Origin of the sequence: Streptomyces smaragdinus (assembly GCF_009604385.1) — a bacterium.
Classification (GTDB): domain Bacteria; phylum Actinomycetota; class Actinomycetes; order Streptomycetales; family Streptomycetaceae; genus Streptomyces; species Streptomyces smaragdinus.
On the sequence record NZ_WEGJ01000031.1, the window covers coordinates 1 to 25476 of the forward strand.

General features: G+C 73.6%; 26 protein-coding genes and 1 riboswitch. Of the genes, 14 read left to right on the top strand and 12 right to left on the bottom strand.

All coding sequences use genetic code 11. From position 1 onward, the window contains the following. Positions 1 to 75: 75 nt before the first annotated feature. Together SRB5_RS27230 and rsmH are read right to left on the bottom strand one after the other, a co-directional pair. Complete coding sequence (locus tag SRB5_RS27230; protein ID WP_407703987.1) at positions 76 to 453, bottom strand: hypothetical protein; 378 nt, start codon at positions 451 to 453, stop codon at positions 76 to 78. Next, the gene (rsmH, locus tag SRB5_RS27235) at positions 450 to 1409 is read right to left on the bottom strand and encodes a 16S rRNA (cytosine(1402)-N(4))-methyltransferase RsmH (protein ID WP_153456099.1); all 960 of its coding nucleotides are present in this window, start codon (positions 1407 to 1409) and stop codon (positions 450 to 452) included. The genes SRB5_RS27230 and rsmH overlap by 4 nt, the downstream gene beginning before the upstream one ends. A gap of 222 nt (positions 1410 to 1631) precedes the next feature. Between rsmH and SRB5_RS27240 the strand changes: the two genes are divergently transcribed. The 4 genes from SRB5_RS27240 (at position 1632) to SRB5_RS27255 (ending at position 7204) form a co-directional block, all read left to right on the top strand. Further along, on the top strand, positions 1632 to 2183 hold the full coding sequence (locus tag SRB5_RS27240) for a beta-class carbonic anhydrase (protein WP_153456100.1): 552 nt from the start codon (positions 1632 to 1634) through the stop codon (positions 2181 to 2183). 212 nt (positions 2184 to 2395) lie between these two features. Beyond that, positions 2396 to 3427 carry an AAA family ATPase gene (locus SRB5_RS27245; protein ID WP_323378546.1) on the top strand — a complete coding sequence of 344 codons (1032 nt, stop codon included), beginning with the start codon at positions 2396 to 2398 and terminating at the stop codon, positions 3425 to 3427. Next, complete coding sequence (locus SRB5_RS27250; RefSeq protein WP_153456102.1) at positions 3427 to 4764, top strand: DUF58 domain-containing protein; 1338 nt, start codon at positions 3427 to 3429, stop codon at positions 4762 to 4764. The genes SRB5_RS27245 and SRB5_RS27250 overlap by 1 nt, the downstream gene beginning before the upstream one ends. A 40-nt stretch (positions 4765 to 4804) precedes the next feature. After that, positions 4805 to 7204: a transglutaminase family protein gene (locus SRB5_RS27255; RefSeq protein WP_153456150.1), complete on the top strand. Its 2400-nt coding sequence runs from the start codon at positions 4805 to 4807 to the stop codon at positions 7202 to 7204. 188 nt (positions 7205 to 7392) lie between these two features. Here SRB5_RS27255 and SRB5_RS27260 read toward each other — a convergent pair whose 3' ends face one another. From SRB5_RS27260 to SRB5_RS27270, 3 genes are all read right to left on the bottom strand, one after another. Further along, the gene (locus SRB5_RS27260; RefSeq protein ID WP_323378548.1) at positions 7393 to 7788 is read right to left on the bottom strand and encodes a DUF3040 domain-containing protein; all 396 of its coding nucleotides are present in this window, start codon (positions 7786 to 7788) and stop codon (positions 7393 to 7395) included. A 350-nt stretch (positions 7789 to 8138) separates the two neighbouring features. Further along, on the bottom strand, positions 8139 to 8945 hold the full coding sequence (locus SRB5_RS27265; protein ID WP_153456103.1) for a methyltransferase: 807 nt from the start codon (positions 8943 to 8945) through the stop codon (positions 8139 to 8141). Between the two features lie 113 nt (positions 8946 to 9058). Next, positions 9059 to 9553, bottom strand: a complete 495-nt coding sequence (locus SRB5_RS27270) for an SAV_6107 family HEPN domain-containing protein (RefSeq protein WP_153456104.1) — start codon at positions 9551 to 9553, stop codon at positions 9059 to 9061. Positions 9554 to 10018: 465 nt separating this feature from the next. On the opposite strand from SRB5_RS27270, the gene SRB5_RS27275 reads away from it, so the two are divergent. After that, positions 10019 to 11533 carry a phytoene desaturase family protein gene (locus tag SRB5_RS27275; protein ID WP_153456105.1) on the top strand — a complete coding sequence of 505 codons (1515 nt, stop codon included), beginning with the start codon at positions 10019 to 10021 and terminating at the stop codon, positions 11531 to 11533. Here SRB5_RS27275 and SRB5_RS27280 read toward each other — a convergent pair. Then, positions 11527 to 12450 carry a hypothetical protein gene (locus SRB5_RS27280; protein ID WP_228390489.1) on the bottom strand — a complete coding sequence of 308 codons (924 nt, stop codon included), beginning with the start codon at positions 12448 to 12450 and terminating at the stop codon, positions 11527 to 11529. The two genes, SRB5_RS27275 and SRB5_RS27280, sit on opposite strands and share 7 nt — an antisense overlap. Positions 12451 to 12484: 34 nt before the next feature. Next, on the bottom strand, positions 12485 to 13414 hold the full coding sequence (gene metF / locus SRB5_RS27285; protein WP_153456107.1) for a methylenetetrahydrofolate reductase [NAD(P)H]: 930 nt from the start codon (positions 13412 to 13414) through the stop codon (positions 12485 to 12487). A gap of 184 nt (positions 13415 to 13598) precedes the next feature. On the opposite strand from metF, the gene thiE reads away from it, so the two are divergent. Further along, entirely contained in the window at positions 13599 to 14228 is a 630-nt protein-coding gene (thiE, locus tag SRB5_RS27290) for a thiamine phosphate synthase (RefSeq protein WP_153456108.1), read from the top strand. Between the two features lie 9 nt (positions 14229 to 14237). Here the strand turns inward: thiE and SRB5_RS27295 are convergent, their stop codons facing one another. Together SRB5_RS27295 and SRB5_RS27300 are read right to left on the bottom strand one after the other, a co-directional pair. Continuing rightward, on the bottom strand, positions 14238 to 14603 hold the full coding sequence (locus tag SRB5_RS27295) for an Rv2175c family DNA-binding protein (protein WP_323378550.1): 366 nt from the start codon (positions 14601 to 14603) through the stop codon (positions 14238 to 14240). Positions 14604 to 14678: 75 nt separating this feature from the next. After that, a complete protein-coding gene (locus tag SRB5_RS27300) occupies positions 14679 to 15908 on the bottom strand; it encodes an NAD(P)/FAD-dependent oxidoreductase (RefSeq protein ID WP_323378551.1) in 1230 nt (409 codons plus the stop codon). Between the two features lie 149 nt (positions 15909 to 16057). Between SRB5_RS27300 and SRB5_RS27305 the strand changes: the two genes are divergently transcribed. From SRB5_RS27305 to SRB5_RS27335, 7 genes are all read left to right on the top strand, one after another. Then, a complete protein-coding gene (locus SRB5_RS27305; protein WP_323378552.1) occupies positions 16058 to 16462 on the top strand; it encodes an SRPBCC family protein in 405 nt (134 codons plus the stop codon). A gap of 60 nt (positions 16463 to 16522) precedes the next feature. Then, a riboswitch (TPP riboswitch) is annotated at positions 16523 to 16633 on the top strand. Beyond that, positions 16631 to 17806, top strand: a complete 1176-nt coding sequence (gene thiO / locus SRB5_RS27310; RefSeq protein ID WP_153456109.1) for a glycine oxidase ThiO — start codon at positions 16631 to 16633, stop codon at positions 17804 to 17806. It overlaps the preceding riboswitch by 3 nt. Beyond that, a complete protein-coding gene (gene thiS, locus SRB5_RS27315; RefSeq protein WP_153456110.1) occupies positions 17803 to 18009 on the top strand; it encodes a sulfur carrier protein ThiS in 207 nt (68 codons plus the stop codon). The genes thiO and thiS overlap by 4 nt, the downstream gene beginning before the upstream one ends. 65 nt (positions 18010 to 18074) lie before the next feature. Further along, positions 18075 to 18821: a thiazole synthase gene (locus SRB5_RS27320; RefSeq protein WP_153456155.1), complete on the top strand. Its 747-nt coding sequence runs from the start codon at positions 18075 to 18077 to the stop codon at positions 18819 to 18821. A 100-nt stretch (positions 18822 to 18921) separates the two neighbouring features. Beyond that, a complete protein-coding gene (pknB, locus tag SRB5_RS27325) occupies positions 18922 to 20826 on the top strand; it encodes a Stk1 family PASTA domain-containing Ser/Thr kinase (protein ID WP_323378554.1) in 1905 nt (634 codons plus the stop codon). Continuing rightward, complete coding sequence (locus SRB5_RS27330; protein WP_323378556.1) at positions 20827 to 21717, top strand: deoxyribonuclease IV; 891 nt, start codon at positions 20827 to 20829, stop codon at positions 21715 to 21717. Positions 21718 to 21805: 88 nt separating this feature from the next. After that, on the top strand, positions 21806 to 22363 hold the full coding sequence (locus tag SRB5_RS27335) for a DUF4396 domain-containing protein (protein WP_153456158.1): 558 nt from the start codon (positions 21806 to 21808) through the stop codon (positions 22361 to 22363). A gap of 26 nt (positions 22364 to 22389) precedes the next feature. Here the strand turns inward: SRB5_RS27335 and SRB5_RS27340 are convergent, their stop codons facing one another. Beyond that, positions 22390 to 23004, bottom strand: a complete 615-nt coding sequence (locus SRB5_RS27340; protein ID WP_153456111.1) for a sulfite oxidase-like oxidoreductase — start codon at positions 23002 to 23004, stop codon at positions 22390 to 22392. Positions 23005 to 23163: 159 nt separating this feature from the next. On the opposite strand from SRB5_RS27340, the gene bfr reads away from it, so the two are divergent. Further along, positions 23164 to 23643 carry a bacterioferritin gene (gene bfr / locus SRB5_RS27345; protein WP_153456112.1) on the top strand — a complete coding sequence of 160 codons (480 nt, stop codon included), beginning with the start codon at positions 23164 to 23166 and terminating at the stop codon, positions 23641 to 23643. Positions 23644 to 23651: 8 nt separating this feature from the next. On the opposite strand, the gene SRB5_RS27350 is transcribed toward bfr, so the two are convergent. Both SRB5_RS27350 and SRB5_RS27355 read right to left on the bottom strand, forming a co-directional pair. Further along, positions 23652 to 23897, bottom strand: coding sequence for a (2Fe-2S)-binding protein (locus SRB5_RS27350; protein ID WP_153456113.1), 246 nt, complete (start codon positions 23895 to 23897; stop codon positions 23652 to 23654). A gap of 95 nt (positions 23898 to 23992) precedes the next feature. Further along, entirely contained in the window at positions 23993 to 25360 is a 1368-nt protein-coding gene (locus SRB5_RS27355; RefSeq protein ID WP_323378558.1) for a class II 3-deoxy-7-phosphoheptulonate synthase, read from the bottom strand. Between the last annotated feature and the right edge of the window lie 116 nt (positions 25361 to 25476).

Here is a 25476-nt window from a genome sequence, read left to right on the forward strand (position 1 = left end):
CCGGCCTGCGGGGGTGCGGCGGCGGGGGGTGTCGCCGCCCGGGGGGCGGGACGGGCCGGGGACCTTGGGCATCGGCTAGCGCTCCTGCTCCTGCGGCGGTGGCGGCGGGGCGGGGCTCGGGGTGCCGCGGACCGTGCCGCCGGGGTCGAGGAAGGCGGGTGAGCCCCCGGGCACCATCCCCAGCTCCCCGGCGCGGCGCGCGAGGGCGTCGGGCGCGGTGTAGGCGTCGACCTCGCGCTGCAGCCGCTGCTCCTCGTCGGTGAGGGAGGTGGTGTCCTTCTTCATCTCGCCCAGCTCGAACGCCCCCTGGTTGACGGCCGCGTTGAGCAGCAGCAGGGCGATCAGCCCGGCCCCGAGCAGCGCCACGACCAGCAGGACGAAGGGGGTGCGGGCGGCGGCCGTGGTCCCGGTGGGGACCAGCCGGGACAGCCGGCCGGGCGCGGGGCGTCTCACGCGTCCACCTCCGGCCGCAGCCGCTCGGCGCCGCGCAGCCGGGCGGGCGCCGCGCGGCGGTTCTGGGCGATCTCCTCGTCCGTGGGCAGCTCGGCGCCGCGGGTCAGCAGCCTCAGCCGCGGCTGGTACCGCTCCGGGACCACGGGCAGTCCGGGCGGCGCGGTGCTCGCGGCGCCGGCGGCCAGTACCTGCTTCACCAGACGGTCCTCCAGCGAGTGATACGACAGCACGGCGATCCGTCCGCCCACCGCCAGCGCCCCGACGGCCGCCGGGATCGCCCGCCCGAGGACCTCGAGCTCGCCGTTGACCTCGATGCGCAGGGCCTGGAAGGTCCGCTTCGCGGGGTTGCCCCCGGTGCGCTTGGCGGCCTGCGGCAGGGCGTCACGGATCACTTCGACCAGACGCGCGCTGCGGTCGAACGGTTCCTTCTCCCGCTCGCGGACCACCGCGGAGACGATCCGCTTGGCCTGCTTCTCCTCCCCGTACGCCCGCAGGATCCGCACCAGTTCGCCCGGCGGATAGGTGTTGAGGACCTCGGCGGCGCCGATGCCCTTCGTCTGGTCCATGCGCATGTCCAGCGGCGCGTCCTGGGCGTAGGCGAAGCCGCGGTCGGCCTCGTCCAGCTGCATGGAGGAGACCCCGAGGTCGAAGAGGACGCCCTGCACCGACGCGATGCCCAGCCCGGCCAGGACGGCGGGCAGCTCGTCGTACACCGCGTGCACGAGCGTCGCCCGGTCCCCGTACGGGGCCAGCCGGGTACGGGAGAGCTCCAGCGCGGCGGTGTCCCGGTCCAGGGCCACCAGCCGGGCGCCGGGAAAGCGGGCGAGCAGCGCCTCGCTGTGTCCGCCCAGGCCCAGGGTGCAGTCGACGACCACGGCTCCGGGGGCCTCGAGCGCGGGGGCCAGCAGGTCCAGACACCGCTGGAGCATCACCGGAACGTGCCGTGCCTCGGTCAACGCGCCCTCTCTCACTGGCCCTGCCTCCGTCCGGCTCTGCCGCGCCGGGGAACGGGTCGGCGGGAGGCCTCCCACCTGCGCAGGTCACCCTATCGAAGCCCGTGCGCAAAAGCGGCGAGACACCGCCTGACCGGCAGATTGACGGCGAAGTGAGACGCAGATTACGCCATGGAAACGAGACGGCCGGTGGCGGGGAGGGCGCAAAACGCTACCGTCATGCCTATGTCGATACCCGCCGCAGAGCCGCTGCCCACCGCAGCCGACAGCGACACCCCCGGCAACCACGTCATCGACCGGCTGGTCGCCGCGAACTCCGTCTACGCCGACACCTTCACCGACCCCGGGATGGGCGCCGCGCCCGTGCTCCGCGTGGCCGTCGTGGCCTGCATGGACGCCCGTCTCGACCTGCACGAGGCGCTGGGCCTGGAGCTCGGCGACTGCCACACCATCCGCAATGCGGGCGGCGTCGTCACCGACGACATCATCCGCTCCCTGACGATCAGCCAGCGCGCGCTGGGCACCCGCAGCGTGGCGCTGATCCACCACACCGGCTGCGGTCTGCTCGACCTCACCGAGGACTTCCGCTACGAGCTGGAGGCCGAGGTCGGCCAGCGTCCGGCGTGGGCCGTGGAGGCGTTCCGGGATCTGGACCAGGACGTCCGCCAGTCGATCCAGCGGGTGCGCACCTCCCCGTTCCTGCCGCACCGCGACGACGTCCGCGGCTTCGTCTTCGACGTCCACACCGGCCTCCTGCGCGAGGTCCTGCCCCGCTGAAATCCCTCCGGTACGGCGGTGGCGCGGGGAACAACTCGCGCCATCACTCCGGGTAATGAGGGAACACCCGTGACTAATCGGCCGTTCGGCAGCAAGAATGCCTGAGTGGCAGCACGCCGTCCGGATGCCCGGACGCCGCGGTGCGCCACGCGTATCGGGGCGGGCCGGGTGGTATGTGTGCGATCCGGTCCACGACGGGCCGAGGAGGGCCGGTGACGACGTATGACGAGCGATCAAGCCTCAGCGATCTGACCAGCACAGCGGAGCAGGTGCGCAGGTCGGTCGAGAGCGTCATCGAGGGGAAGCCCGAGGCCGTACGGCTGGCGCTGACGGTGCTGCTCGCCGAGGGGCATCTGCTGATCGAGGACGTGCCGGGCGTGGGCAAGACGATGCTCGCCAAGGCGCTGGCCAAGTCCGTCGACTGTTCGGTGCGGCGGATCCAGTTCACCCCGGACCTGCTGCCGTCGGACATCACGGGCGTCAGCGTGTTCGACCAGCAGCGCCGGGACTTCGAGTTCAAGCCGGGCGCGATCTTCGCGCAGATCGTGATCGGCGACGAGATCAACCGCGCCTCGCCCAAGACCCAGTCGGCGCTGCTGGAGTCGATGGAGGAGCGGCAGGTGACCATCGACGGGCAGACGTACGAGCTGCCGAGCCCGTTCATGGTGGTGGCCACGCAGAACCCCATCGAGATGGAGGGCACCTACGCCCTGCCGGAGGCGCAGCGCGACCGTTTCATGGCCCGGCTGTCGATCGGTTACCCGAGCGCCGAGGCCGAGCTGGAGATGCTGGACGTGCACGGCGGGATCTCGCCGCTCACGGATCTGCAGCCGGTGGCGCACGCGCACGACATCCAGAAGCTGATCGACGCGGTGCGCACGGTGCACGTCTCCGACGCGGTCCGGCGCTACGCGGTGGACCTGGTGACGGCCACCCGCAGCCACCCCGAGCTGCGCCTGGGCGCCTCGCCGCGCGCCACGCTGCATCTGCTGCGCGCCGCGAAGGCGACGGCGGCGCTGGCCGGCCGGGAGTTCGCCCTGCCGGACGACGTACAGGCCCTCGCCGTGGCGGTGCTCGCGCACCGGCTGCTGCCGACCGCGCAGGCCCAGCTGAACCGGCGCACCGCCGAGCAGGTCGTCGAGGAGATCCTGCAGCGCACGCCCGTACCGGCCGCGGACACCCGCGGCAAGAGTCCCGCCGGCCAGGTGTACAACCAGCAGGCGCCGGACGCCCGGAGGTACTGATGGCGGCCGACGCGCCGGCCGGCTCGGACCAGCAGCCCGGCGGGCTGCGCATCGCCCTGGCCGGTACGACGACACGCGGGCGGTCCTTCCTGGCCGCGGGGGTCGCCGCCGCGGCGTGCAGCTACATCCTGGGGCAGGACGACCTGCTGCGGGTGGGGCTGCTGCTGGCGGCGCTGCCGCTGGTGTGCGTGGTGGCGCTGCACCGTACGCGCTACCGGGTCGCCGGCAGCAGGAAGCTTTCGCCCGCCCGGGTGCCGGCCGGCTCCGAGGCGCGGGTGCAGCTGCGGCTGGACAACGCCTCGCGGCTGCCGACGGGCCTGCTCATGCTGCAGGACCGGGTGCCGTACGTGCTGGGGCCGCGGCCCCGGTTCGTGCTGGACCGGGTGGAGCCGAACGGGCGGCGCGAGGTGTCGTACCGGGTGCGCTCCGATCTGCGCGGGCGCTATCCGCTGGGGCCGCTGCAGATGCGGCTGACGGACCCGTTCGGGATGTGCGAGCTGACGCGGTCCTTCAGCGCGTACGACACGCTGACCGTCGTACCGAAGACGGAGCCCCTGCCGCCCGTGCGGCTGGCCGGGGAATCCTCCGGCTGGGGCGACGGGCGGCGCCGCACGCTGGCGCTGGCCGGCGAGGACGACGTGATCCCCCGCGAGTACCGGCACGGCGACGATCTGCGCCGGGTGCACTGGCGGTCCACGGCGCGCTACGGCGAGCTGATGGTGCGCCGCGAGGAGCAGCCGCACCGGGCCGGGTGCACGGTGCTGCTGGACACCCGGCGCGTCGGCTACTACGGCGCCGGGCCGGACTCCGCCTTCGAGTGGGCGGTCTCCGGCGCCGCGTCCACGGCGCTGCACATGCTGGAGCGCGACTACGCGGTACGCCTGCTCACCGACACCGGTGACAGCGTGCCGGGCGCGGAGTCGGCGGGCGGGGGACACGGCGCCCACTCGGACTCGGCGGACGCGGCGGGGCTGATGCTCGACACCCTCGCGGTGATCGACCACTCCGCCTCCGAGGACCTGTCCGCGGCGTTCGACGTGCTGCGCTCGGGGCACGAGGGGCTGCTGGTGGCGTTCATCGGCGAGCTCGACGACGACACGGTGTCCCTGGTGGCGCGGATGCGCCGGCGTTCCGGCGCGGCGATCGCGTTCCTGCTGGACAGCGCGGCGTGGTCGGCGGCGGGCGACGACGAGCCGGACGCCCGGCGGCTCGAGGACCAGGTCCAGCTGCTGCGCGAGGCGGGCTGGACGGCGCTGCCGGTACGGCCCGGCGACCGGCTGCCGGAGCTGTGGCGGCAGGCGGAGGGCCAGGCGCAGCAGCTGAAGGCGGGGGTGTGAGGGCGATGCACGGGACACGTGAGGCAAGGGTGGGGACATGTTGAGCGGCCGGGGACGACTGGCGTTCGCCGCGTGGACGGCGACGCTGCTGACGACCACGGCGCTGCTGCCCCTGACGGACGGGGCCGGCTGGTACTTCCAGGCGGTGTTCGTCGTGTCGGTGGTCACCGGGACGGGCGTCGTCGGCCGGCGCATCCCCCTGGCGCGGCCGGCGACGGTGGCCCTGCAGGTGCTGGTCTCGGTGATGCTGCTGACGCTGATGTTCGCCGCGAGCCAGGCGTTCGCCGGGCTGATCCCGGGGCCGGAGGCGATCCGGCACTTCGCCGACCTGTACGAGAGCGGCGGTCAGGACGTACGGGACTACGCCATCCCCGCCCCCGTCGGCGACGGGATCCGGCTGCTGCTGCTCACCGGGGTGACGGCCGTGGCGATCCTGGTGGACGCGCTGGCGGCCACGTACCGCAGCGCGGCCCCGGCGGGGCTGCCGCTGCTGGCGCTGTACTCGGTGGCGTCGGGCATCAACGACGACAACGGCTGGCTGCTGTTCCTGCTCGCCGCCTGCGGCTATCTGACGCTGCTGCTGGCGGAGGGCCGCGAGCGGCTCTCCCAGTGGGGGCGGGTCTTCGGCGGCCTGGGCACCCGACCGCCGGGCCGCCCCGGCACGGACAGCGGGACACGGCCCGTCACGCCCATGCGCACCGGACGGCGGATCGGGGCGATGGCCCTGGGCCTCGCGCTGATCGCGCCGGCGGTCCTGCCGTCGCTGAGCGGCGGGCTGCTGGAGGGCGCGGGCACCGGGACCGGCAAGGGGAACGGCGACGGCGGGCTGGTCAACGCCGTCAACCCGGTGGTCCAGCTGCAGGAGAGCCTCAACCAGCCGGACGACCGGGAGGTACTGACGTACCGGGCCTCCGACAAGAAGGACCACAACCTGTATCTGCGGTTCATCGCCCTCGACCGCTTCGACGGCGTGATGTGGACCGCGAGCCGCCGGGACATCCGCCCGGTCCCGGACCGGCTGCCCCAGCCGCAGGGCATGACGCTCGGCGACCTCCAGGTGGACGCGGTCGATCTGCAGGTCCAGGCGCAGAAGTGGTACCAGCAGCAGTGGCTGCCGATGCCGTATCCGGCGGCGTCCGTCGACGTCGGCGACGACTGGCGCTTCGAGCCGGAGGGCCGCACGGTCGTCGGCACGGACGGCCAGGACACCGGCGGCGAGCGCTACCGGCTCACGACGCTGGAGGTGCAGCCCACCGCCGGGCAGCTCGCCGCGGCGGGCCCGCCGCCGGTGGAGCTGTCGCGGGAGTACACCCGGCTGCCGCCGCGCTTCCCCGCGGAGGTGCGGCAGAAGGCGGTCGAGGTCACCAAGGGCGCCACGAACAAGTACGAGCAGGCGGTCGCCCTGCAGCGGTACTTCCAGGGCAGCTTCACCTACGAGACGAGCGTCGACCTCGACCGCAACGACCCGCAGGCGATCGTGAAGTTCCTGAAGGACCGCAAGGGCTTCTGCGTCCACTTCTCCTTCGCCATGGCGTCGATGGCGCGCTCGCTGGGCATCCCGGCGCGGATCGCGGTCGGCTTCACGCCGGGCAAGGACCAGGGCGACGGGGTGATGAGCGTGGGGCTGAAGGACGCCCACGCCTGGCCCGAGCTGTACTTCGAGGGCGTGGGCTGGACCCGGTTCGAGCCGACGCCGACCCGGGGCTCCGTACCGTCGTACTCCCTGGGCGAGTCGAGCAGCACGACGCCGCGCAACAAGGGGCAGGACCCCTCGGCGGCGCCGACCGACACCGCCCCGGCCGCGCCGCTGCCCAGCACCTCCGGGTGCCCGGCGTCGCTGCGGAACATCGACCCGGCGGGCTGCAGCTCGCAGGCGCCCGCGGGGGCCCTGGACACCGGGGGTGACGACGGCTTCTTCAGCGGTCCGGTGGTGGCCGGGCTGGTACTGGTGGCCCTGGTGCTGCTGCTGTTGGCGGCCCCGGCGCTGTGGCGGCGCCGGGCACGGCGGGCGCGGCTGGCACGCGGAGCGCCGGCGCTGGCGGCGTGGGCCGAACTCGGTGACAGCGCGTGGGACTTCGGGGTGCCGCCCGACGACGCGCTGACGCCGCGGCAGGCCGTCGTGCGGCTGATCCGGCTCGGGTCGCTGGACGCGGAGGCGTCGGCGGCGGCGCACCGGGTGGCCACGGCGGTCGAGCGGGTGCTGTACGCGCCGGCCGCGGAGCCGGCGGCGGGGGTCGCCGGTGACGTGCGGCGGGTCGTCGCCGGGCTGGGGGCGGCGGCGCCGCGCCGGGTACGGCTGCGGGCACGGCTGGCGCCGCGGTCGGCGGCGCAGGTGGCGTGGGCGTGGTCGCAGGCGTGGTCGGAGCGCACGCAGCGGTGGTCGGAGGCCGTCCGCGCCGCGGGGATGCGGCTGCGGCCCCGGCGGGAGGGGGCTTCGTAGCGCCCGCTTCGTAGCGCCCCCGAGGCCTGGTACGGCGAGGCGCCCCGGTCCCCCTGGCGGGCCGGGGCGCCCGCACGCCGGGCATACAAAACCCCGCGCCCTTCGGCGCGGGGTGTGGGCGTGCCGGAGCACAGCCGGGGGCCGGGTGTCCCGGCCGCGTCACCGCGGGGCCGTCGGCCCCGGGCCGCCTACTGCTGCTCGTCCCGCCGGCGCTGCCAGCGGTCCTCGATGCGGTTCATCACGGAGCGCTTGCGGCGCCCCTGCCGGCGCGATCCCGAACCCGCAGACGGCTGCGCCTGGGCCTCGCCCGGCTTGCCCGCCTTGCGCCAGCCGGTCACCGCCAGCACCGCACAGCCGAGCATGACGAGGAAGCCCACCACGCCGACCAAGATCTGCTTGGCGACCATACCGGTCATCAGGAGCGCGATACCCACCAGGAATCCGGCCACGGCCTGGTACACCCGGCGACGGGTGTGGACACGCAGCCCACTTCCCTCAAGCGCTGTCGCGAATTTGGGATCTTCGGCGTACAGCGCTCGCTCCATCTGCTCGAGCATGCGCTGCTCGTGCTCAGAGAGCGGCACGGAGTCCTCCTACTCGTCGGTCGCGGGGAGCGACCAGGGGTCCCCTTCAGGATATGCGGGGAATCGCACCCGTGAAACCCGCCCCTCTGCGCCAAATCCGCCGATCCGCAAAGGCGGACCATGTCTCCAGATGATACGGGGCCGAGCGGCCGAACGGGTGGTCTGTGGCCTACTGCACCCGGACTGCGCCCGGACCGTCACCCTCCCCCCGCAAACCGCTGTCGGACACCCGCACCTTCTGCTCAACGTCATGCCCAGCCGGGGCCCCGAAATCACATGATCGGCCCCGCGAAATCGGCGTCCGCCGCGACGGCCGGCCCGCCGTCCGGACGGGGCCCGGGAACGGCCCGTCAGCCGCGCACGGCCAGCAGATGGAGCCGGCTGGCCACCGCCTGGAACGCGGGGGACTCGGCCGCCGCCAGCTCGAGCTCCAGCAGCGCCTCCAGCGCCCCGGCCTCCTGCTCGGCGAGCCCGCCGGGGACCAGGTCGGAGAAGATCCGCACCCCGTGCACGGCGGCGATCTCCAGCCCCTCGGCCCGGACGAGGTCACGGAGCTGACCGGGCGTGAAGCGCCGCGGCACCGGGTCGCTGCCGCCCCAGCTGCCCTCGGGGGAGGTCAGCGCGCGGCGCGCGGCGGTGAAGTGGCCGGCCAGCGCCCGGGAGAGCACCGCGCCGCCGACCCCGGCCGCAAGCACGCTCAGCGTCCCGGCGGCGGGACGGAGCGCCGCCACCGCGTTGCGCATGCCCTCCGCCGGATCGTCCACGTACTCCAGCACCCCGTGGCACAGCACCGCGTCGTACCCGCCGCGCTCGACGACCTCGAACAGCCCGTGCGCGTCGCCCTGCACCCCGCGCACCCGCTCGGCGACGCCGGCCTCGGCGGCGCGCCGCTGGAGGCCGAAGAGGGCGTTGGGGCTGGGGTCGACGACCGTGACGCGATGGCCGAGGGCGGCGATCGGCACGGCGAAGTTGCCCGTGCCGCCCCCGGTGTCGAGGACGTCGAGCACGGGCGAGGGGCCGGCCTTCGCCTGCCGGTCCAGCGCCTCCTTCAGCACCTGCCAGACCACCGCCGTCCGCGCCTGGGCCCGGGTGCTCCCCTTCTGCCCGTGGCCGCCCTCTGGCACGGCCGGCGACTCGCTGCTCTGGTCCTGCGACATGGATGTGCTCCGTAAGGTGCTCCGGCTCTGGCGGGGCCCAGCTTAGGCCCTGCTCCGACCCGGTGCGGCGGCGCGGCGTGCGGCCGCGGGGGCCCGCGTACGCCGGCCGGGGCTCAGGCCCGGTCCGCCTCCCCCTGGCGGGGCAGCAGCGGCTGGAGGACCATCGTGCGCTCCACGATGCGCACGAACATCCCCGTGGCGCGCACCAGGTCGTCGGCCTCCCGCCAGGTGGCCGCTCCCTCGATGCCGGCCTCGGCCCGGGCCCGTATCCGGGCTCCCGCCGCGAACATGGCGCTCCACTCGGCCAGTTCGGGAGCGACCTCGGGGAGCACCTCCCAGGCGCTGCGGATGCGCCCCCGCCGCCGCGGGGACTCCTCGGGGCGCCCGCGCACGGCGAGCACGGCGGCCGCGGTGCGCAGCGCGGCCAGATGCGCCGTGGCGTAGCGCTCGTTGGCCGTCTCCAGCACGGCGGCCTCCTCCAGGCCGGCGTGCGCCTGGGCGAGGAGCTCGAGCGCGGCGCGCGGGGCCATGGGCCGGCCCGACGGATCAAACGCGGCCGCTGGGGGGCCGTAAGCAGCAGCGGCACGGCGTGTCGGCTTGACTGCCATCTCTGCCTCCTGTGTCACGTCCTGTTCGGTCGTATGTACCCATCGTGGGGCACACCACTGACAATCTGCTCTGACCAGGCACGTTGTATGCATGTTCGATGCAGAGAGCGACACAGGGAGGGAGAATTCGGGAGAGCGGGCACGCACACGGACGCGCCGCCCCGAAGCGGAACGATCCCCCGTCGTTCCGCCCGGAGCGGCGCCTTTCCTTTCCCCCTGAGCCGGGCTCCCCCGCGGCCCGCTCCGCCGCCCCGTGCCGGCGGTGCGGGCTGCGCGGTGTCGCCCGACCTGTCCACCACTCTGCCGTCCCCGCAGGTCACAGCCATCCGGTCAGGTACTCATCTCTCCCTCTGGGTACGCGTACTCAGAGCTGGGCCCCGGGCGCCACGCCGGGAGAGCACCCGGCCGGATTGAGCGGCCCGTCCGGCCGGAGGCCCGGGGGTGATCGCGGGCTAGAGTCCGGGCATGGCAGGGATTGCGGTGATCGGCGCCGGACTCGGCGCCATGGCGGCGGCCGCGCGGCTGGCGACGGCCGGGCACCGGGTGACGGTGTACGAGCGCGGCGACACCTACGGCGGGGCCGTACGGTCCCTCACCCGCGACGGCTTCGGCTTCGACACCGGACCGGGGCTGCTGCGGCTGCCCGCCGTGTACCGCGATCTCTTCGTGAAGACCGGCAGGCGCGCGCTGGAGGACGTCGTCGGGATGACGGCCCTCGATCCGGCGGTCCGCCACGTCTTCCCCGACGGCACCGCCGTCACCCTCCCCGCCTCCCGCGGCGGCGTGATCCGGGCCCTGGACGCCGGGGTGGCCCCGGGCGCCGGGCAGGAGTGGGCGGACCTGGTCAACCGGGGCCGCACCGTCTGGGACGCCACCCGCCGCCCGCTGCTGGAGGAGCCCCTGACCGGCGACTGGCGGGCCCTGGCCGCCGACCCGTATCCCCCCGTGGAGGTACGCGGCGGGCTGCTGCGCCGGCGGCGCACCGTACGGGCGCGGACGCTGGAGGAGGTCCGCCGGGAGCAGCTGGGGGATCCGCGGCTGGGCCTGATGCTCACCGAGGAGGCCCTGTCGTACGGCTTCGACCCGCTGCGGGCGCCCGCGGCCGCCGTCGTGCTGCCGTACCTGCGGCAGACCTTCGGCAGCTGGTACGTGAACGGCGGGACGCGCGCCCTCGCCACGGCGGTGTACGAGCGGTGCCTCGAGCGCCGCGTGGAGTTCGTCTTCGGCGCCGCCGTCACCGGCCTCGTCACCGCGGACGGCCGGGCGGCCGGCGTCCGGCTGGCGGACGGGGGCACCCGCGCCGCCGCCCACGTCGTCGCGGGGGTGTCACCGGCCGCGCTCGAGGCGCTGGGCGGCGCCGCGCCGGGGCCCACCCCGCAGGAGGAGGCGTCCGGTCGGGTGGGGATGCCGGGGCGGGTGGTCGTCTGTCTGGCGCTGCGCGGCGGGCGCGAGCCGGACGCCGTCCACCGCACGGTGGTGCACGGCGCCGCACGGGAGGCGGAGGCCGCGTGGGTGTTCCGCGGGGGGCTGGCGGTGGACGCGCCGACGGTCACCGTGCTGCGGCCCGACGACCCGGGGAGGCGGCCGGACGGCGGGCACGAGGCGGTGACGCTGAGCGCCGTGGTGCCGACCGGGGAGGACTGGGGGAAGGCGGACGTCGCCGGGCGGTTCGCCGACGCGATGGTCCGCGCGGCGGAGGCGGCCGTGCCCGGGCTCGGCGGGCGGACGCTGTGGCGCGAGGTGCGCACCCCCGCCGACACCGAGCGGGAGACGGGCGCGGTCGGCGGCGGCGTACCGGGGCCGGCGCTGGCGGGAGCGGGCGGCGCGTATCTGACGCAGGGGAACACGACCGCGCTGCCCGGCCTGTACGCGGTGGGCGGCTGGTCGCACCCGGGCGGCGGACTCGCGCACGCGGGGATGTCCGGTGCGCTCGTCGCCGGGCTGATCGTGGAGGGCGCGGACTTCCGCGGCTCTCAGTAGCGGTACTGGCCGTCGTACCCCGGGTAGCCCTGCTGGGAGGGGTACTGGCCCGGGTCGTAGTCCTCGCCCTCGCGCTGCTGCGGCACCCAGGTGCCGTCCGGCGCGTAGCCGCCGGGCTGCTGCGCCGGGTACTGCCCCGAGTCGTAGCCGCCCTGCGCCGGGTAGCCCCCGGTGCCCTGGTCGCCGCCGTACGCCTGCGGGTCGTAGCCGCCGGTGGTCTGGTAGGAGCCGGTGTCGTACGAGCCGTTGCCGCCGTCGTAGTACGAGGGGGTGGCGTACTGCGTCCCGCTGTACGGGTCGCTGTAGCCGGCGTACGAGTCGTTCTGCGCGTACGACTGCTGGCCGCCCTGGCTCTGGTCCTGGCCCGGGTAGCCGCCGGTGGTCTGGTACGAGCCGGTGTCGTACCCCGCGGAGGTGGTGGCGTAACCGCCCGTGTCGTAGCCGCCGTTGTACCCGTCGTAGCCCCCGGGGGCGGCCGGGGCGGCGGGCTGCGGGCCGTCGCCGAAGGCGGAGAACTGGCCCGCGGGGGCGGGCTCGGCCGGCTCGAACGGCGGGCTGCGCTTGGGCAGCGGGGCGGCGGCGGGAGGCTCGTCGTAGTCGTCGTACGCGGCCTCGCGGCGGCGCGGCGGGCGGGGGCGGTCGTCCTCGTCGTCCTCGTCGTCGTGCGGGCCGAGCGACCAGCCGTCGGAGAAACCGCTGCGGTACGAGAGCGTCACCTTCACCTGGCCCCAGGCGAACAGGACGGCGCCCAGGGCGATGACGAGCCGGCTGCCGAGCACGAACAGACCGCCGGCCACCAGCAGGAAGCCGCCGAGGGCGACGACCCGCCAGCGCAGCCGGGCCTTGTACTGCATGAGGACTTCCCACAGCAGCCACAGGGTTACGGCCGCGAAGGCGATGTACAGGACAGTTCTCATGCCGTCGCCCATGTTCCGCCCGCTTTCCGCCGCATCATGCCGGCTGTCGGGACCGCTGCTGCAGCCCGAGGTTCTCGTAGATCTCCAGCGTCGCCGTGGAGTGGTTGAGCGTAATGAAATGCAGACCGGGGATTCCCTCGGCGAGCAGCCGCGCACCGAGCTCCGTGGCGTACTCGATGCCGATGGAGCGTACCGCTGCCTTGTCGTCCTTGACCGCGAGAATACGGTCCGCGAGCTCGCGCGGGAATTCGTCGTTGGTGAGCTGCGCGAACCGCTCGATCTGACCGGCATTGGTGACCGGCATGATCTCCGGGATGATCGGCAGCTCACAGCCCGCTTTCGCGGCCCGGTCCCGCAGCCGAAGATAGTCCTCGGCGTAGTAGAACATCTGCGTGATCGCGTAATCGGCGCCCGCGCGGCACTTGTCGACGAAGTGCCGGATGTCCGTGTCCCAGTCCGTCGAACGCGGGTGCATGTTGGTGAATGCGGCCACACCGACGCAGAAATCGCCGGATTCCTTGATCAGACTCACCAGATCCGCGGCAAAGCCGACGCCCTGCGGATGCCGGATCCATTCGCCCGTGGGATCACCGGGCGGATCGCCGCGGACGGCGAACATGTTGCGGATACCGGCGTCGGCGTACTGGCCGATGATGTTGCGCAGCTCCGCGACGGAATGGTTCACGGCGGTGAGGTGCGCGACGGGGGTCAGCGTGGTCTCGGCGGCGATCCGCTCCGTCGCACGGACGGTGCCCTCCCGGGACGAGCCGCCGGCGCCGTAGGTCACGGAGACGAACGTCGGTCCCACGGACTCGATTCGGCGGACGGCGTCCCAGAGGGTGCGCTCGCCTTTCGGGGTCTTCGGGGCGTAGAACTCGAACGAATACGACTGATTTCCGGACGCAAGGAGTTCCCGAACGGTGATCGCTCGATCGGTCCTGGTCGACGCAGTGCCGTGGGCCATACGTGGCAGGCTAACCGTCCGGTAGCCGCGGGCGCCAAGGTCCAGTGCGATTTGTCTCAATGTTCGGGATCGGTCTTGTGTACGAGCGGAACGCGGGCGCGCGGGTGTGTCCCCCGGCTGTCCCCGCCCGTCCCCGGCTGCGGCACAATCCTTGCGCGCGACGCCGACCCCGAGGGGGATTCCCATGCCGCTGTCCGACGCACGGCTCTATCTGTGCACCGACGCCCGCAAGGCGCGGGGGGACCTCCCCGCGTTCCTGGACGCCGTCCTGGCCGGCGGGGTGGACGTCGTCCAGCTCCGGGACAAGACGCTCGAGGCCCGGGAGGAGCTGGAGCTGCTCACCGTCTTCGCCGACGCGTGCCGCCGGCACGGGAAGCTGCTCGCGGTGAACGACCGCGCGGACGTCGCCCACGCGGCGGGGGCGGACGTGCTGCATCTGGGTCAGGGGGACCTCCCGGTCCCCGCCGCCCGCGCGATCCTCGGCTCCCGCGTCCTGGTGGGCCGCTCCACCCACTCCCCCGCCGAGGCCTCGGCGGCCGCGGCGGAGCCGGGGGTGGACTACTTCTGCACGGGCCCCTGCTGGCCCACCCCCACCAAGCCGGGCCGCCCGGCCCCGGGCCTGTCCCTGGTCCGCCACACCGCCGCGCTGGGGACGTCCCGCCCCTGGTTCGCGATCGGCGGCATCTCGGCGTCGAATCTGGACGAGGTCCTGGAGGCGGGCGCCCGGCGCGTCGTGGTCGTCCGGGCCCTCACGGAGGCGGAGGACCCAAAGTCGGCGGCGAGGGACCTGGCGCGGCGGCTGCGCGGGGCGTGAGGGCCCCGGCTACACCGCCAGCGCCTGCGCCCTGCGCTTGACCTCGGTCCCCCGGTTCTCGCGCAGCGCCTGCGCGGGCGTCCCGGGCAGGGACTCATCGGGCGTGAACAGCCACTCCAGGGCCTCCTCGTCGCTGAAGCCGTCGTCCTTCAGCAGCGTCAGGGTCCCGGAGAGGCCCTTCACGATCTTGTCCTCACCGACGAAGTCGGCGGGAACGTGGAGCGCCCGGTTCTCCCCCCGCCGCACGGCGATGAGCTGCCCCTCCTTCACGATCTGGCGTACGCGCGTCACCTCCACCCCCAGCCTCTCGGCGATCTCGGGCAGGGTCAGCCACGCGGTTACGAGTGCTTCGGTCTTTGCGTCAATCTCGGTCACAAGGACAAGCGTGCCATCTGCGACCGACACCCGGAACGGGGCACGTCCATCAGAGGGTCACCCCACTGCCACACGTCACCGGGCGACCGCCGACTTGAGCGGCACCGCGGGATCCCCCGCCAGCTCCGCGGACAGCGCCGCACCCGCCGCGATCAGCCGCTTCCCCTGCGCCAGATCCCGCGGCCGGCCCACCGCCAGCAGCCCCACCAGCACCCCCGACCGCAGCCAGCACACCGACCACGAGGCCCCCGCCGGATCCCCCCGCCACACCATCGTGTCCGCGTCGCCGTGGTACCCCGCGTACTGGACGAACCGCCCGAACTGCTCCGACCAGAAGTACGGCACCGGGTCGTAGACCACCCGCGCCGGGTCCGCGGTGCTGTCGGCGATCATGTTCGCCGCCACGGTGGCCGGCCCCTGCAGCGCGTTGTCCCAGTGGTGCACCAGCAGCCGCCGCCCGTACCGCGCGGACGGGAACGACGCGCAGTCCCCCACCGCGTACACCCCCGCCACGCTCGTACGCAGCCGGTCGTCCGCCCGTACGGACCCGTCCCGGGCCAGCTCCACCGCCGAGCCCCGCAGCCAGCCCGTCGCCGGCCGCGCCCCGATGCCGACCACCACCGCGTCCGCCGTGATCCGGCTGCCGTCGGCGAGCTCCACCGAGCCGGCCGACACCCTCGTCACGGCCGACCCGGTGAGCAGCCGCACACCGGCGTCCGCGTACCAGGCGGTCATCGCCGAACCGACCTCCGCGGGCAGCGCCTCGGCCAGCGGCCGGTCCGCCGCCTCCACCACGGTCACCGCGCAGCCCGCCTCCCGGGCCGCCGTCGCGAACTCCGCGCCGATCCACCCGGCGCCGACCACCACGATCTCGTGCCGCGCGGCGAGCACCGGCTTCAGCCGGTCCGCGTCGTCCAGGGTGCGCAGCAGATGGACGCCCGGCACGCCCTCGGTGCCGGGCAGCGGTACGGGTTCGGCGCCGGTGGCGACGACGAGGGTGTCGTACGGGACGTCGCCGGCCTCCGTCGTGACGGCCTGCCGTACGGCGTCGAGGGACAGCACGTCCTCGCCGAGGCGGAGTTCGATTCCCAGACCGGCGAAGTCAACATCGAACGCGGAGTCCTCCGCCTTGCCCAGCAGCACCGCCTTCGACAGCGGCGGCCGGTCGTACGGCTGGTGCGGTTCGGCGCCGATGAGGGTGATGTCCCCCGTCCACCCCTGCTCGCGCAGCGCGACGGCCGTCTGCACCCCGGCCATCCCGGCCCCGACGATGACGGCCCGCTGATCCCTCGTCCGCTCAGTCACGGGGTCACCATAGGTCAGCCCGCCGCCGGAACAGCGGGTTTGGCCGCCCGGGTGACAAGTCTCCCGTCCTTCGATGACTTTCTCCGGAGCCCCCGGTCCATCCCTGTGAGCGCCCCGGCAGGACGGGGCCCCCGACGAAGGAGACCACCGTGTCGTACGACTACACCCTGACCCGTGTCCTCGAGGCCCCCGTCGAGCGCGTCTGGCAGGCCTGGACCGTGCCCGGGCAGTACGAGCAGTGGGCGAACGCCGTGCCGGGCTCGGTGTCGCTCGACGTCCGCCCGGGCGGCACGTGGGCGGCCACCATGCTGACGCCCGACGGCAGCGCGTTCCCGCTGACGGGCTCGTACGCCGGGGTCGAGGAGAACGAGAGGCTGGTCGTGGGCATGGACACCCCCGGCGGCCAGTCGCTGATGGACTGCACGTTCCGCGCGGTCGACGGCGGCACGGAGTTCACCGTCAGCCAGTCGTGCGACACGGAGGAGGAGCGGGACATGGCGAAGCAGGGCAGCGGCATGCTGCTCGACGGGCTCACCGCGTTCCTGGCCAAGTGATCCGTACGCCGGCGGTCCCGGCCGTTCAAGTGAACGGGCCGGAGCGCTAGGCTGCGGGCAAAGACCACTCGCGGGAGCCCGGCGCACCGGGCTGAGAGGGGGGCTGGCGGCCCCCGACCGTACGAACCTGATCCGGGTCATGCCGGCGAAGGGAGGGGCTGTCCCGTCATGCGGCCAGTCATATCGTCCGAAGGTGCCCGCGACGTCCTCGTCGTCGGCGGAGGAATCATCGGCCTCGTCACGGCCTGGCGCGCGGCCGGCCGCGGGCTGTCCGTGGCCCTCGCCGATCCGTCGCCCGGCGGCGGCGCGGCGCGGGTCGCCGCGGGGATGCTCGCGCCCGTCACCGAACTGCACTACGGCGAGCAGCGGCTGCTCGCCCTCCAGCTGGCGTCCGCCCGCCGCTGGGCCGCCTTCGCGGCGGAGCTCGAGGAGGCCGCCGGGACGGGCGTCGGTTACCGCACGTGCGGGACGCTCGCCGTCGCGCTCGACGCCGACGACCGGGCCCAGCTGAAGGAGCTGCACGCCTTCCAGCGGGAGCTGGGGCTGTCGTCGGAATGGCTGGCGGGCCGCGAGTGCCGCCGGCTGGAGCCGATGCTGGCGCCGGGGGTGCGCGGCGGGCTGCGGGTGGACGGCGACCATCAGGCGGACCCGCGGCTGCTGGCCCGGGCCCTGGTGACCGCCTGCGAGCGCGCGGGGGTGGTGTTCCACCGCGTACGGGCGCGGGAGCTGACCGTCGTACGGGGGCGGGCCGCCGGGGTGGTGCTGGAGGACGGCACCGCCGTCGCGGCCGGGCGGACGGTGCTCGCCGCCGGGAGCTGGAGCGGCGGGCTGGCGGGGGTGCCGCCGGAGCTGATGCCGCCGGTGCGTCCCGTGAAGGGGCAGGTGGTGCGGCTGCGGATGCCGGACGGCGGCCACGGGCCGTTCCTGTCGCGGACGGTGCGGGCGGTCGTCCGGGGGTCGCAGGTGTATCTCGTACCGCGGGAGAGCGGCGAGCTGGTGATCGGGGCGACGAGCGAGGAGCGCGGCTGGGACACCACGGTGACGGCCGGCGGGGTGTACGAGCTGCTGCGCGACGCGCACGAGCTGCTGCCCGGGCTGACCGAGCTGGCCCTGGTGGAGACGTCCGCCGGGCTGCGTCCCGTCTCCCCCGACAACGCCCCGCTGCTCGGCGCCACCGCCCTGGACGGCCTGCTGCTGGCCACCGGCCACGGCCGCAACGGCGTGCTCCTCACCCCCGTGACCGGCGACGCCCTCGCCGACGCGCTGACGTCCGGCGAGCTGCCGCCCGAGGCGCGGCCCTTCACGGCCGGCCGGTTCACCGGACGGGAGCTGACGACCGTATGAGCACGATCCGCGTGAACGGCGAGCCGCGCGAGCTGCCCCCCGCCGGGCTCACCCTCGACGCCCTGGTCGCCGCCCTCACCACCGCCCCGACGGGCATCGCGGCGGCCGTCAACGAAACCGTCGTCCCCCGTACCCGCTGGTCCGCCACCCTCCTCGGGGACGGCGACCGGGTCGAGGTGCTGACCGCCGTGCAGGGAGGGTGACCGCCGTGACCGGTACGACCGACCCCCTCGTCATCGCCGGTAAGGCCTTCGGCTCCCGGCTGATCATGGGCACCGGCGGCGCGCCGAGCCTGGACGTCCTGGAGCGGGCCCTGCTGGCCTCCGGCACCGGACTGACCACGGTGGCCATGCGCCGCCTCGACCCCGGGGTGCGGGGGTCCGTGCTGTCCGTGCTGGAGAAGCACGGGATCGCCGTGCTGCCGAACACCGCCGGCTGCTACACCGCGGGCGAGGCGGTGCTCACCGCGCGGCTGGCCCGGGAGGCGCTGGGGACCGACTGGGTGAAGCTGGAGGTCATCGCCGACGAGCGGACGCTGCTGCCGGACCCGGTGGAGCTGCTGGACGCGGCGGAGACGCTGGTGGACGACGGGTTCACGGTGCTGCCGTACACCAGCGACGACCCGGTGCTGGCGCGGCGGCTGCAGGACGTGGGCTGCGCGGCGGTGATGCCGCTGGGATCGCCGATCGGCTCGGGGCTGGGGATCCGCAACCCGCACAACTTCGAGCTGATCGTGGAGCGCGCCGAGGTCCCGGTGATCCTCGACGCGGGCGCCGGGACGGCCTCGGACGCGGCGCTGGCGATGGAGCTGGGCTGCGCGGCGGTGATGCTGGCGTCGGCGGTGACGCGGGCGCAGGACCCAGTGCTGATGGCGACGGCGATGCGGCACGGGGTGGCGGCGGGCCGCCTGGCACACCGCGCGGGCCGCATCCCGCGCCGTCGCTTCGCGCACGCCAGCTCGCCGGTGGACGGCCGGGCGACGCTGGACGACCCGGAGCATCCGGCGTTCGACTAGGGGGCACAGGCGTGCGCCCGGTCACGGGAATGCTGCATTCCTGCTGCAGCCTGCGGGAACACGGCGGCCCTGTCGGCGCGACCTCGTAGAATCCACAACCGTGGACACCACCCTTCACGACCCCCTGGTCGGCCGCACGCTCGACGGCCGGTACCGCGTGGACGCGCGGATCGCCGCCGGCGGCATGGCCACGGTCTACCGCGCCCTGGACCTGCGGCTGGACCGGGTGGTCGCGGTGAAGGTCATGCTCCCGGCGCTGGCCGCCGAGCAGGACTCCGTGGAGCGCTTCATCCGCGAGGCCAAGGCCGCCGCGGCGCTGGCGCACGCCAATGTGGTGGGGGTGTACGACCAGGGCATCGACGGCCCGTACGTCTTCCTGGCGATGGAGTACATCGCCGGCTGCACCCTGCGGGACGTGCTGCGCGAGCGCGGCGCCCTGCAGCCGCGGGCCGCCCTCGACATCCTGGAGCCCATCCTGGCGGCGCTCGGCGCCGCGCACCGGGCGGGGCTGATCCACCGGGACATGAAGCCGGAGAACGTGCTGATCGGCGACGACGGCCGGGTCAAGGTCGCGGACTTCGGCCTGGTCCGGGCGGTGAACACGCACTCCACGAACGCCACCGGCCGGGTCATGGGCACGGTGTCGTATCTGGCCCCGGAGCAGATCCAGGGCGGTACGACGACGCCGCGCGTCGACGTGTACGCGTGCGGGGTGCTGCTGTACGAGATGCTCACGGGCCACAAGCCGCACCGCGGCGACGGCCCGGCGCAGGTGCTGTACCAGGCGCTGCACGAGGACGTCGGCCTGCCCTCCGAGCTGGCCCCCGGAGTGGCCCCGGAGCTGGACGGCCTGGTGCTGGCGGCCACCGCCCGGGACCCGCAGCGGCGCCCCGCCGACGCGGTGGAGCTGTTCTCGAAGACCCGGGCGGCCCGCGCGGCGCTCACCGAGGCCCAGCTGGACGCGCTGCCGCCGACGGCGCTGCGCGAGGACAGCAGCGGCTCGGAGAATCTGACGAGCGTGCTGCCCCAGCAGGCCGCCCTCTTGAACCGCACCAGCGTGCTCCCGGTGCCGCCGCCCCAGCCCCCGCAGCCGCCGCCCGGCCCGCGGCCCGGCGCCCGGCCGCGGCGCGGCGGGCCCCGGGGCGGGCTGATCGCGCTGCTGGCGGCGCTGCTCGTGCTCGGAGTCGGGGCCGGGGTCTGGTACATCAACTCGGGCCAGTTCACCAAGGTCCCGCTCGTGATCGACAAGACCGAGGCGCAGGCCGGCAAGGCCCTGGAGCAGGCGGGGCTGCGCTACCGGACCACGGAGCGGTTCGACGCGACGGTCGCGCGCGGCCACGTGATCAGCAGCGACCCCGGCCAGGGCGAGCGGATCCGCGACCACGGCACGGTGCGGCTGGTGATCTCCAGGGGCCCGGAGGTCGTGCCCGTACCGCAGCTGGAGGGCATGACCCTCGGCCAGGCGCGCAAGACGCTGGAGCGGGTGGGGCTGGTCGCCGGGAAGGTCACGGAGGAGTTCCACGACTCGTACCGGCGCGGCTCGGTGATCTCCTCGGGGATCGCGGCGGGCGAGGACGTCAAGGGCGGTACGGCGGTCCCGCTGGTCGTCAGCAAGGGCCGGCCGGTGGAGGTGCCGGACGTCGTCGGCGAGGACGAGGGCGACGCGGTCGAGGAGCTCGAGGACGCCGGCTTCACGGTGGACGTCTCCCCGCAGCGGGAGTTCTCCGCCGAGGACGAGGGGAAGGTCGCCGCGACCGATCCCACCCCGGGCTCGGAGGCCGCCGAGGGCGAGCGGATCACGCTGACGATCTCCAAGGGCCAGGACCTGGTCGAGGTGCCGGACGTGGAGGGCCTGTCGGCGGACGAGGCGGAGGAGCAGCTGGTCGCGGCGGGCTTCACGGTCAACCGCAACAGCGTCTTCTTCGGGGACAAGGTCTTCAACCAGTCCCCCGACGGCGGCGACGAGGCACCTCGCGGCAGCGAGATCACGATCTGGATCAAGTGAGTGAGCCCCCGCGGACTCTCTCCCGCCCGGCTGCGCAACCCGGTCGGCAGCCATGTGCCGGTGGCCGGCGGACTCGCCCGCAGGGGCCTGGCCCGGGCCCGGGAGATCGGCGCCGAGACCCTGCAGGTCTTCGTGGCGAACGCCCGCGGCTGGGCCACGCCGGACGGTGACCCGCGCGAGGACGAGGCGTTCCGTACGGGCTGCGCGGACGCGCGGCTGCCGGTGTACGTGCATGCCCCGTACCTGATCAACTTCGGCTCGCACAGCGAGGCCACCGCGGCGTCGTCCGTCGTGTCGATGCGGCACTCACTGCGGCGCGGCCGGGAAATAGGCGCCCTCGGCGTCGTGGTCCACACGGGCTCGGCGACCGGCGGGCGCACCCGGGAGACGGCGCTGCGGCAGGTGCGGGAGCTGGTGCTGCCGCTGCTGGACGGGCTGGACCGGGACGACGACCCCCTGTTCCTGCTGGAGCCGACGGCCGGCCGGGGCTTCTCCCTGTGCTCGCCGGCCGGGGACCTGGGCCCGTATCTGGACGCGCTGGACCACCATCCGCGGCTCGGGATCTGCCTCGACACCTGCCACGCCTTCGCCGCGGGGCACGATCTGGCCGCCGACGGCGGGGCGAAGGCGCTGCTGGACGAGCTGGTCGCGGTGGCCGGCGAGGGGCGGCTGAAGCTGATCCACGCCAACGACTCCAAGGCGGGGGTGGGCTCCCGGCTGGACCGGCACGAGAACATCGGGAAGGGCGGGATCGGTGACGCCGCGTTCCGGGACCTCTTCGCGCATCCGGCGACGGAGGGGGTGCCGCTGGTCATCGAGACGCCCGGGGGGCCGGACGAGAAGGGGCACGCACGGGACATCCGGCGGCTGAAGCGGCTGCGGCGGGGCTGAGCAGGGCTCGCGGAACAGTCCTGGCGGAATACCCCTAGGGGGTATATGGTTCGGGACAGTGAAGCCGTTCCCGATCCCGGAGGACCCCATGCAGGAGCACACCCAGCACACCGGCCACGGGGATCACGCAGACCACACCCACCACGCCGGCCACGGAGACCACACGCAGCACGCCGCCCACGCGGATCACGGAAACCACGCCGGCCACGGCGCCGTCACCTGGGCCATGGCCGCCATGGCCACCCTCCACTGCCTCACCGGCTGCGCCGTCGGCGAGGTGCTGGGCATGGTCATCGGCACCGCGTTCGGCTGGTCCAACGCGCCGACGATGATCCTCGCGATCGTCCTGGCGTTCGTCTTCGGCTACGGATTCACCCTGTACGGCGTGACCCGCGCCGGCGTCGGCCTCGCGGCCGCCGTGCGGGTGGCGCTGGCCGCCGACACCGTGTCCATCATCGTGATGGAGGCCGTCGACAACGGCGTGATCCTGCTGATCCCCGGCGCGATGGAGGCCCAGCTCGCGGACGCGGAGTTCTGGCTGACCCTGGCCCTGGCCTTCGCGATCGCGTTCCTCGTCACCACCCCGGTCAACCGCTGGCTGATCGGCCGCGGCAAGGGCCACGCGGTGGTGCACCAGTACCACTGACCTGCACAAACGCACAGGGCCCGGGGCTACAGCTCCGGGCCCTCACCCGGATCCTCCTGGTACGAGTACCGCTGCTCGCGCCACGGATCACCGATGTTGTGATAGCCGCGCTCCTCCCAGAAGCCGCGGCGATCGGCCGTCATGTACTCCACACCCCGCACCCACTTCGGCCCCTTCCAGGCGTACAGCCGCGGGACCACGAGCCGCACCGGGAAGCCGTGCTCGGCGGTGAGGGGCTCACCGTCCTTGTGGGTGGCGAAGATCGTGTCGTCGGCGAGGAAGTCACCGAGCCGCAGATTCGAGCTGAAGCCGTACTCGGCCCAGACCATCACATGGGTGACGTCCTCGGCGGGCGGCGCCAGCCGGGCAATCGTCTTCGCCGGCACTCCGCCCCATTCCGCGCCGAGCATGCTGAACTTCGTCACGCAGTGCAGATCGGCGACCACGGTCTCGTACGGCAGCGCCGAGAACTCCTCGTGGTTCCAGCACCGCTTGCCCCCGTCGGCGGTGGCCCCGAAGACCCGGAACTCCCACCGCTCCGGCTTGAACCGGGGCACCGGACCGTAGTGGGTGACCGGCCAGCCCTTCTGGAGCCGCTGGCCCGGAGGAAGCATCCCCGCGCGGCTTTCGAGCTGACCCATGGGTCCATGGTCGCAGACGGACACCGATGAGAGGACCCCGGGCCTGCCCGTACGGGGCATAAGAGGGCAACTCATAGTAAGCGTGCACTTACTGGACCAAGGCGTACGGCGGTGCGAGGATGCGCAGCAATCCGGTCGGAACGGAAGGATCACGACGCCATGCAGGGCGACCCCGAGGTCATCGAATTCCTGAACGAACAGCTGACGGCGGAGCTCACCGCCATCAACCAGTACTTCCTGCACGCGAAGATGCAGGAGAACTTCGGCTGGGTGAAGCTCGCGAAGACCACGCGGGCCGAGTCCTTCGACGAGATGAAGCACGCCGAGGTCCTCACGGACCGGATCCTCTTCCTGGAGGGCCTGCCGAACTACCAGCGGCTCTTCCATGTCCGGGTGGGCCAGACGGTGACCGAGATGTTCCAGGCCGACCGGCAGGTCGAGGTCGAGGCGATCGACCGGCTGAAGCGGGGCGTGGAGGTCATGCGCACCAAGGGGGACATCACCTCGGCGAACATCTTCGAGTCGATCCTGGAGGACGAGGAGCACCACATCGACTATCTGGACACCCAGCTGGAGCTGATCGAGAAGCTGGGCGAGGCGCTCTACATCGCGCAGGTCATCGAGCAGCCGGAGAGCTGACGGGGAAGCTACGCGGCCTCCGCCAGCGCGGCACCGGGCCGGGAGTCGAGGGCCTCGGGCGCCTTGGCGGCTATCAGGTCACCGCGCGGGCAGCCGGCGCCCCGGCCCAGCAGGGACTGGATCCGGCGGACACAGGAGCCGCAGTCCGTCCCGGCCCCGGACGCGGAGGCGATGGCGCGGGGGGTGCAGCTGCCCGCGGCGGCGTGATCGCGGACCTGCTCTTCGGTCACGCCGAAGCACGAGCACACGTACATACGGGAACCCCCGCGCGAGAAGGAAAGGTAACCCTTACCTTACCCGGCACGGGGGCTCCGGAGAAGCGTGAGCCGTGTCTCACCGGCCCGGCGGCTCACTGGTCGCGGTACATCTCCGCCACCAGGAAGGCCAGGTCCAGGGACTGCGACCGGTTGAGCCGGGGGTCGCAGGCCGTCTCGTAGCGCTGGTGCAGATCGTCGACGAAGATCTCGTCGCCGCCGCCCACGCACTCCGTGACGTCGTCGCCGGTCAGCTCGACGTGGATGCCGCCCGGGTGGGTGCCCAGGCCCTTGTGGACCTCGAAGAAGCCCTTGACCTCGTCCAGCACGTCGTCGAAGCGCCGTGTCTTGTGGCCGGAGGCCGCCTCGAAGGTGTTGCCGTGCATCGGGTCGCAGATCCAGACGACCTGGGCGCCCTGCGCGGAGACCTTCTCGATCAGGGTGGGGAGCTTGTCGCGGACCTTGTCGGCGCCCATCCGCGTGATGAACGTGAGCCGGCCCGGGGTGCGCTCGGGGTCGAGGCGGTCGATCAGCTGCAGGGCGTCCTCCGCGGTGGAGGTGGGGCCCAGCTTCACGCCGATCGGGTTGCGGATCCTCGAGGCGAACTCGATGTGCGCGTGGTCCAGCTGACGGGTGCGCTCACCGATCCAGATCATGTGCCCGGACACGTCGTACAGCTCGCCGGTGCGCGAGTCCACGCGGGTCAGCGCCGACTCGTAGTCGAGGATCAGGCCCTCGTGGGACGAGAAGAACTCGACCGTGCGGAACTCCTCCGGGTCGACCCCGCAGGCGTTCATGAAGTTCATGGCCCGGTCGATCTCGCGGGCCAGGGCCTCGTAGCGCTGGCCGGAGGGGGAGGACCGCACGAAGTCCCGGTTCCAGGCGTGCACCTGGCGCAGGTCGGCGTAACCGCCGGTGGTGAACGCGCGGACCAGGTTCAGCGTGGACGCCGACGCGTGGTACATCCGCGCCAGCCGCCGCGGGTCCGGCCTGCGGGACTCGGGGGTGAAGGCGAAGCCATTGACGGAGTCGCCCCGGTAGACGGGCAGGGTGACGCCGTCGCGGGTCTCGGTGGCCTTCGAGCGCGGCTTGGAGTACTGGCCGGCGATCCGGCCGACCTTCACCACGGGGACCGAGCCGGCGTAGGTCAGGACGGCGCTCATCTGGAGCATCGTCTTGAGCTTGTTGCGGATGTGGTCCGCGGAGACGCCGTCGAACGCCTCGGCGCAGTCACCGCCCTGCAGCAGGAACGCCTCACCGCGGGCCACCGCCGCCAGCCGCTCGGTCAGCTGGTCGCACTCGCCGGCGAAGACGAGGGGCGGATAGGACTCGAGCTCGGCGATCACGTCACGCAGGGCCTGGCTGTCGGGCCACTCGGGCTGCTGCACGGCGGGGAGGTCACGCCAGGACCGCGCGCCGGTGGCGTCGTCGGGAGTCGTCTCGAGGTGAGGGCTGTCAGTCACGTGCCCAAGAGTACGGGCTTGTCCCACCTGTGCCCGCCGTTGCTCACGTTGTGAGACACCTGTGACTCTTGCCCGGTACGGGTCCCGTGCCGCCGATGTCCGGGGTAAGGTGCGTC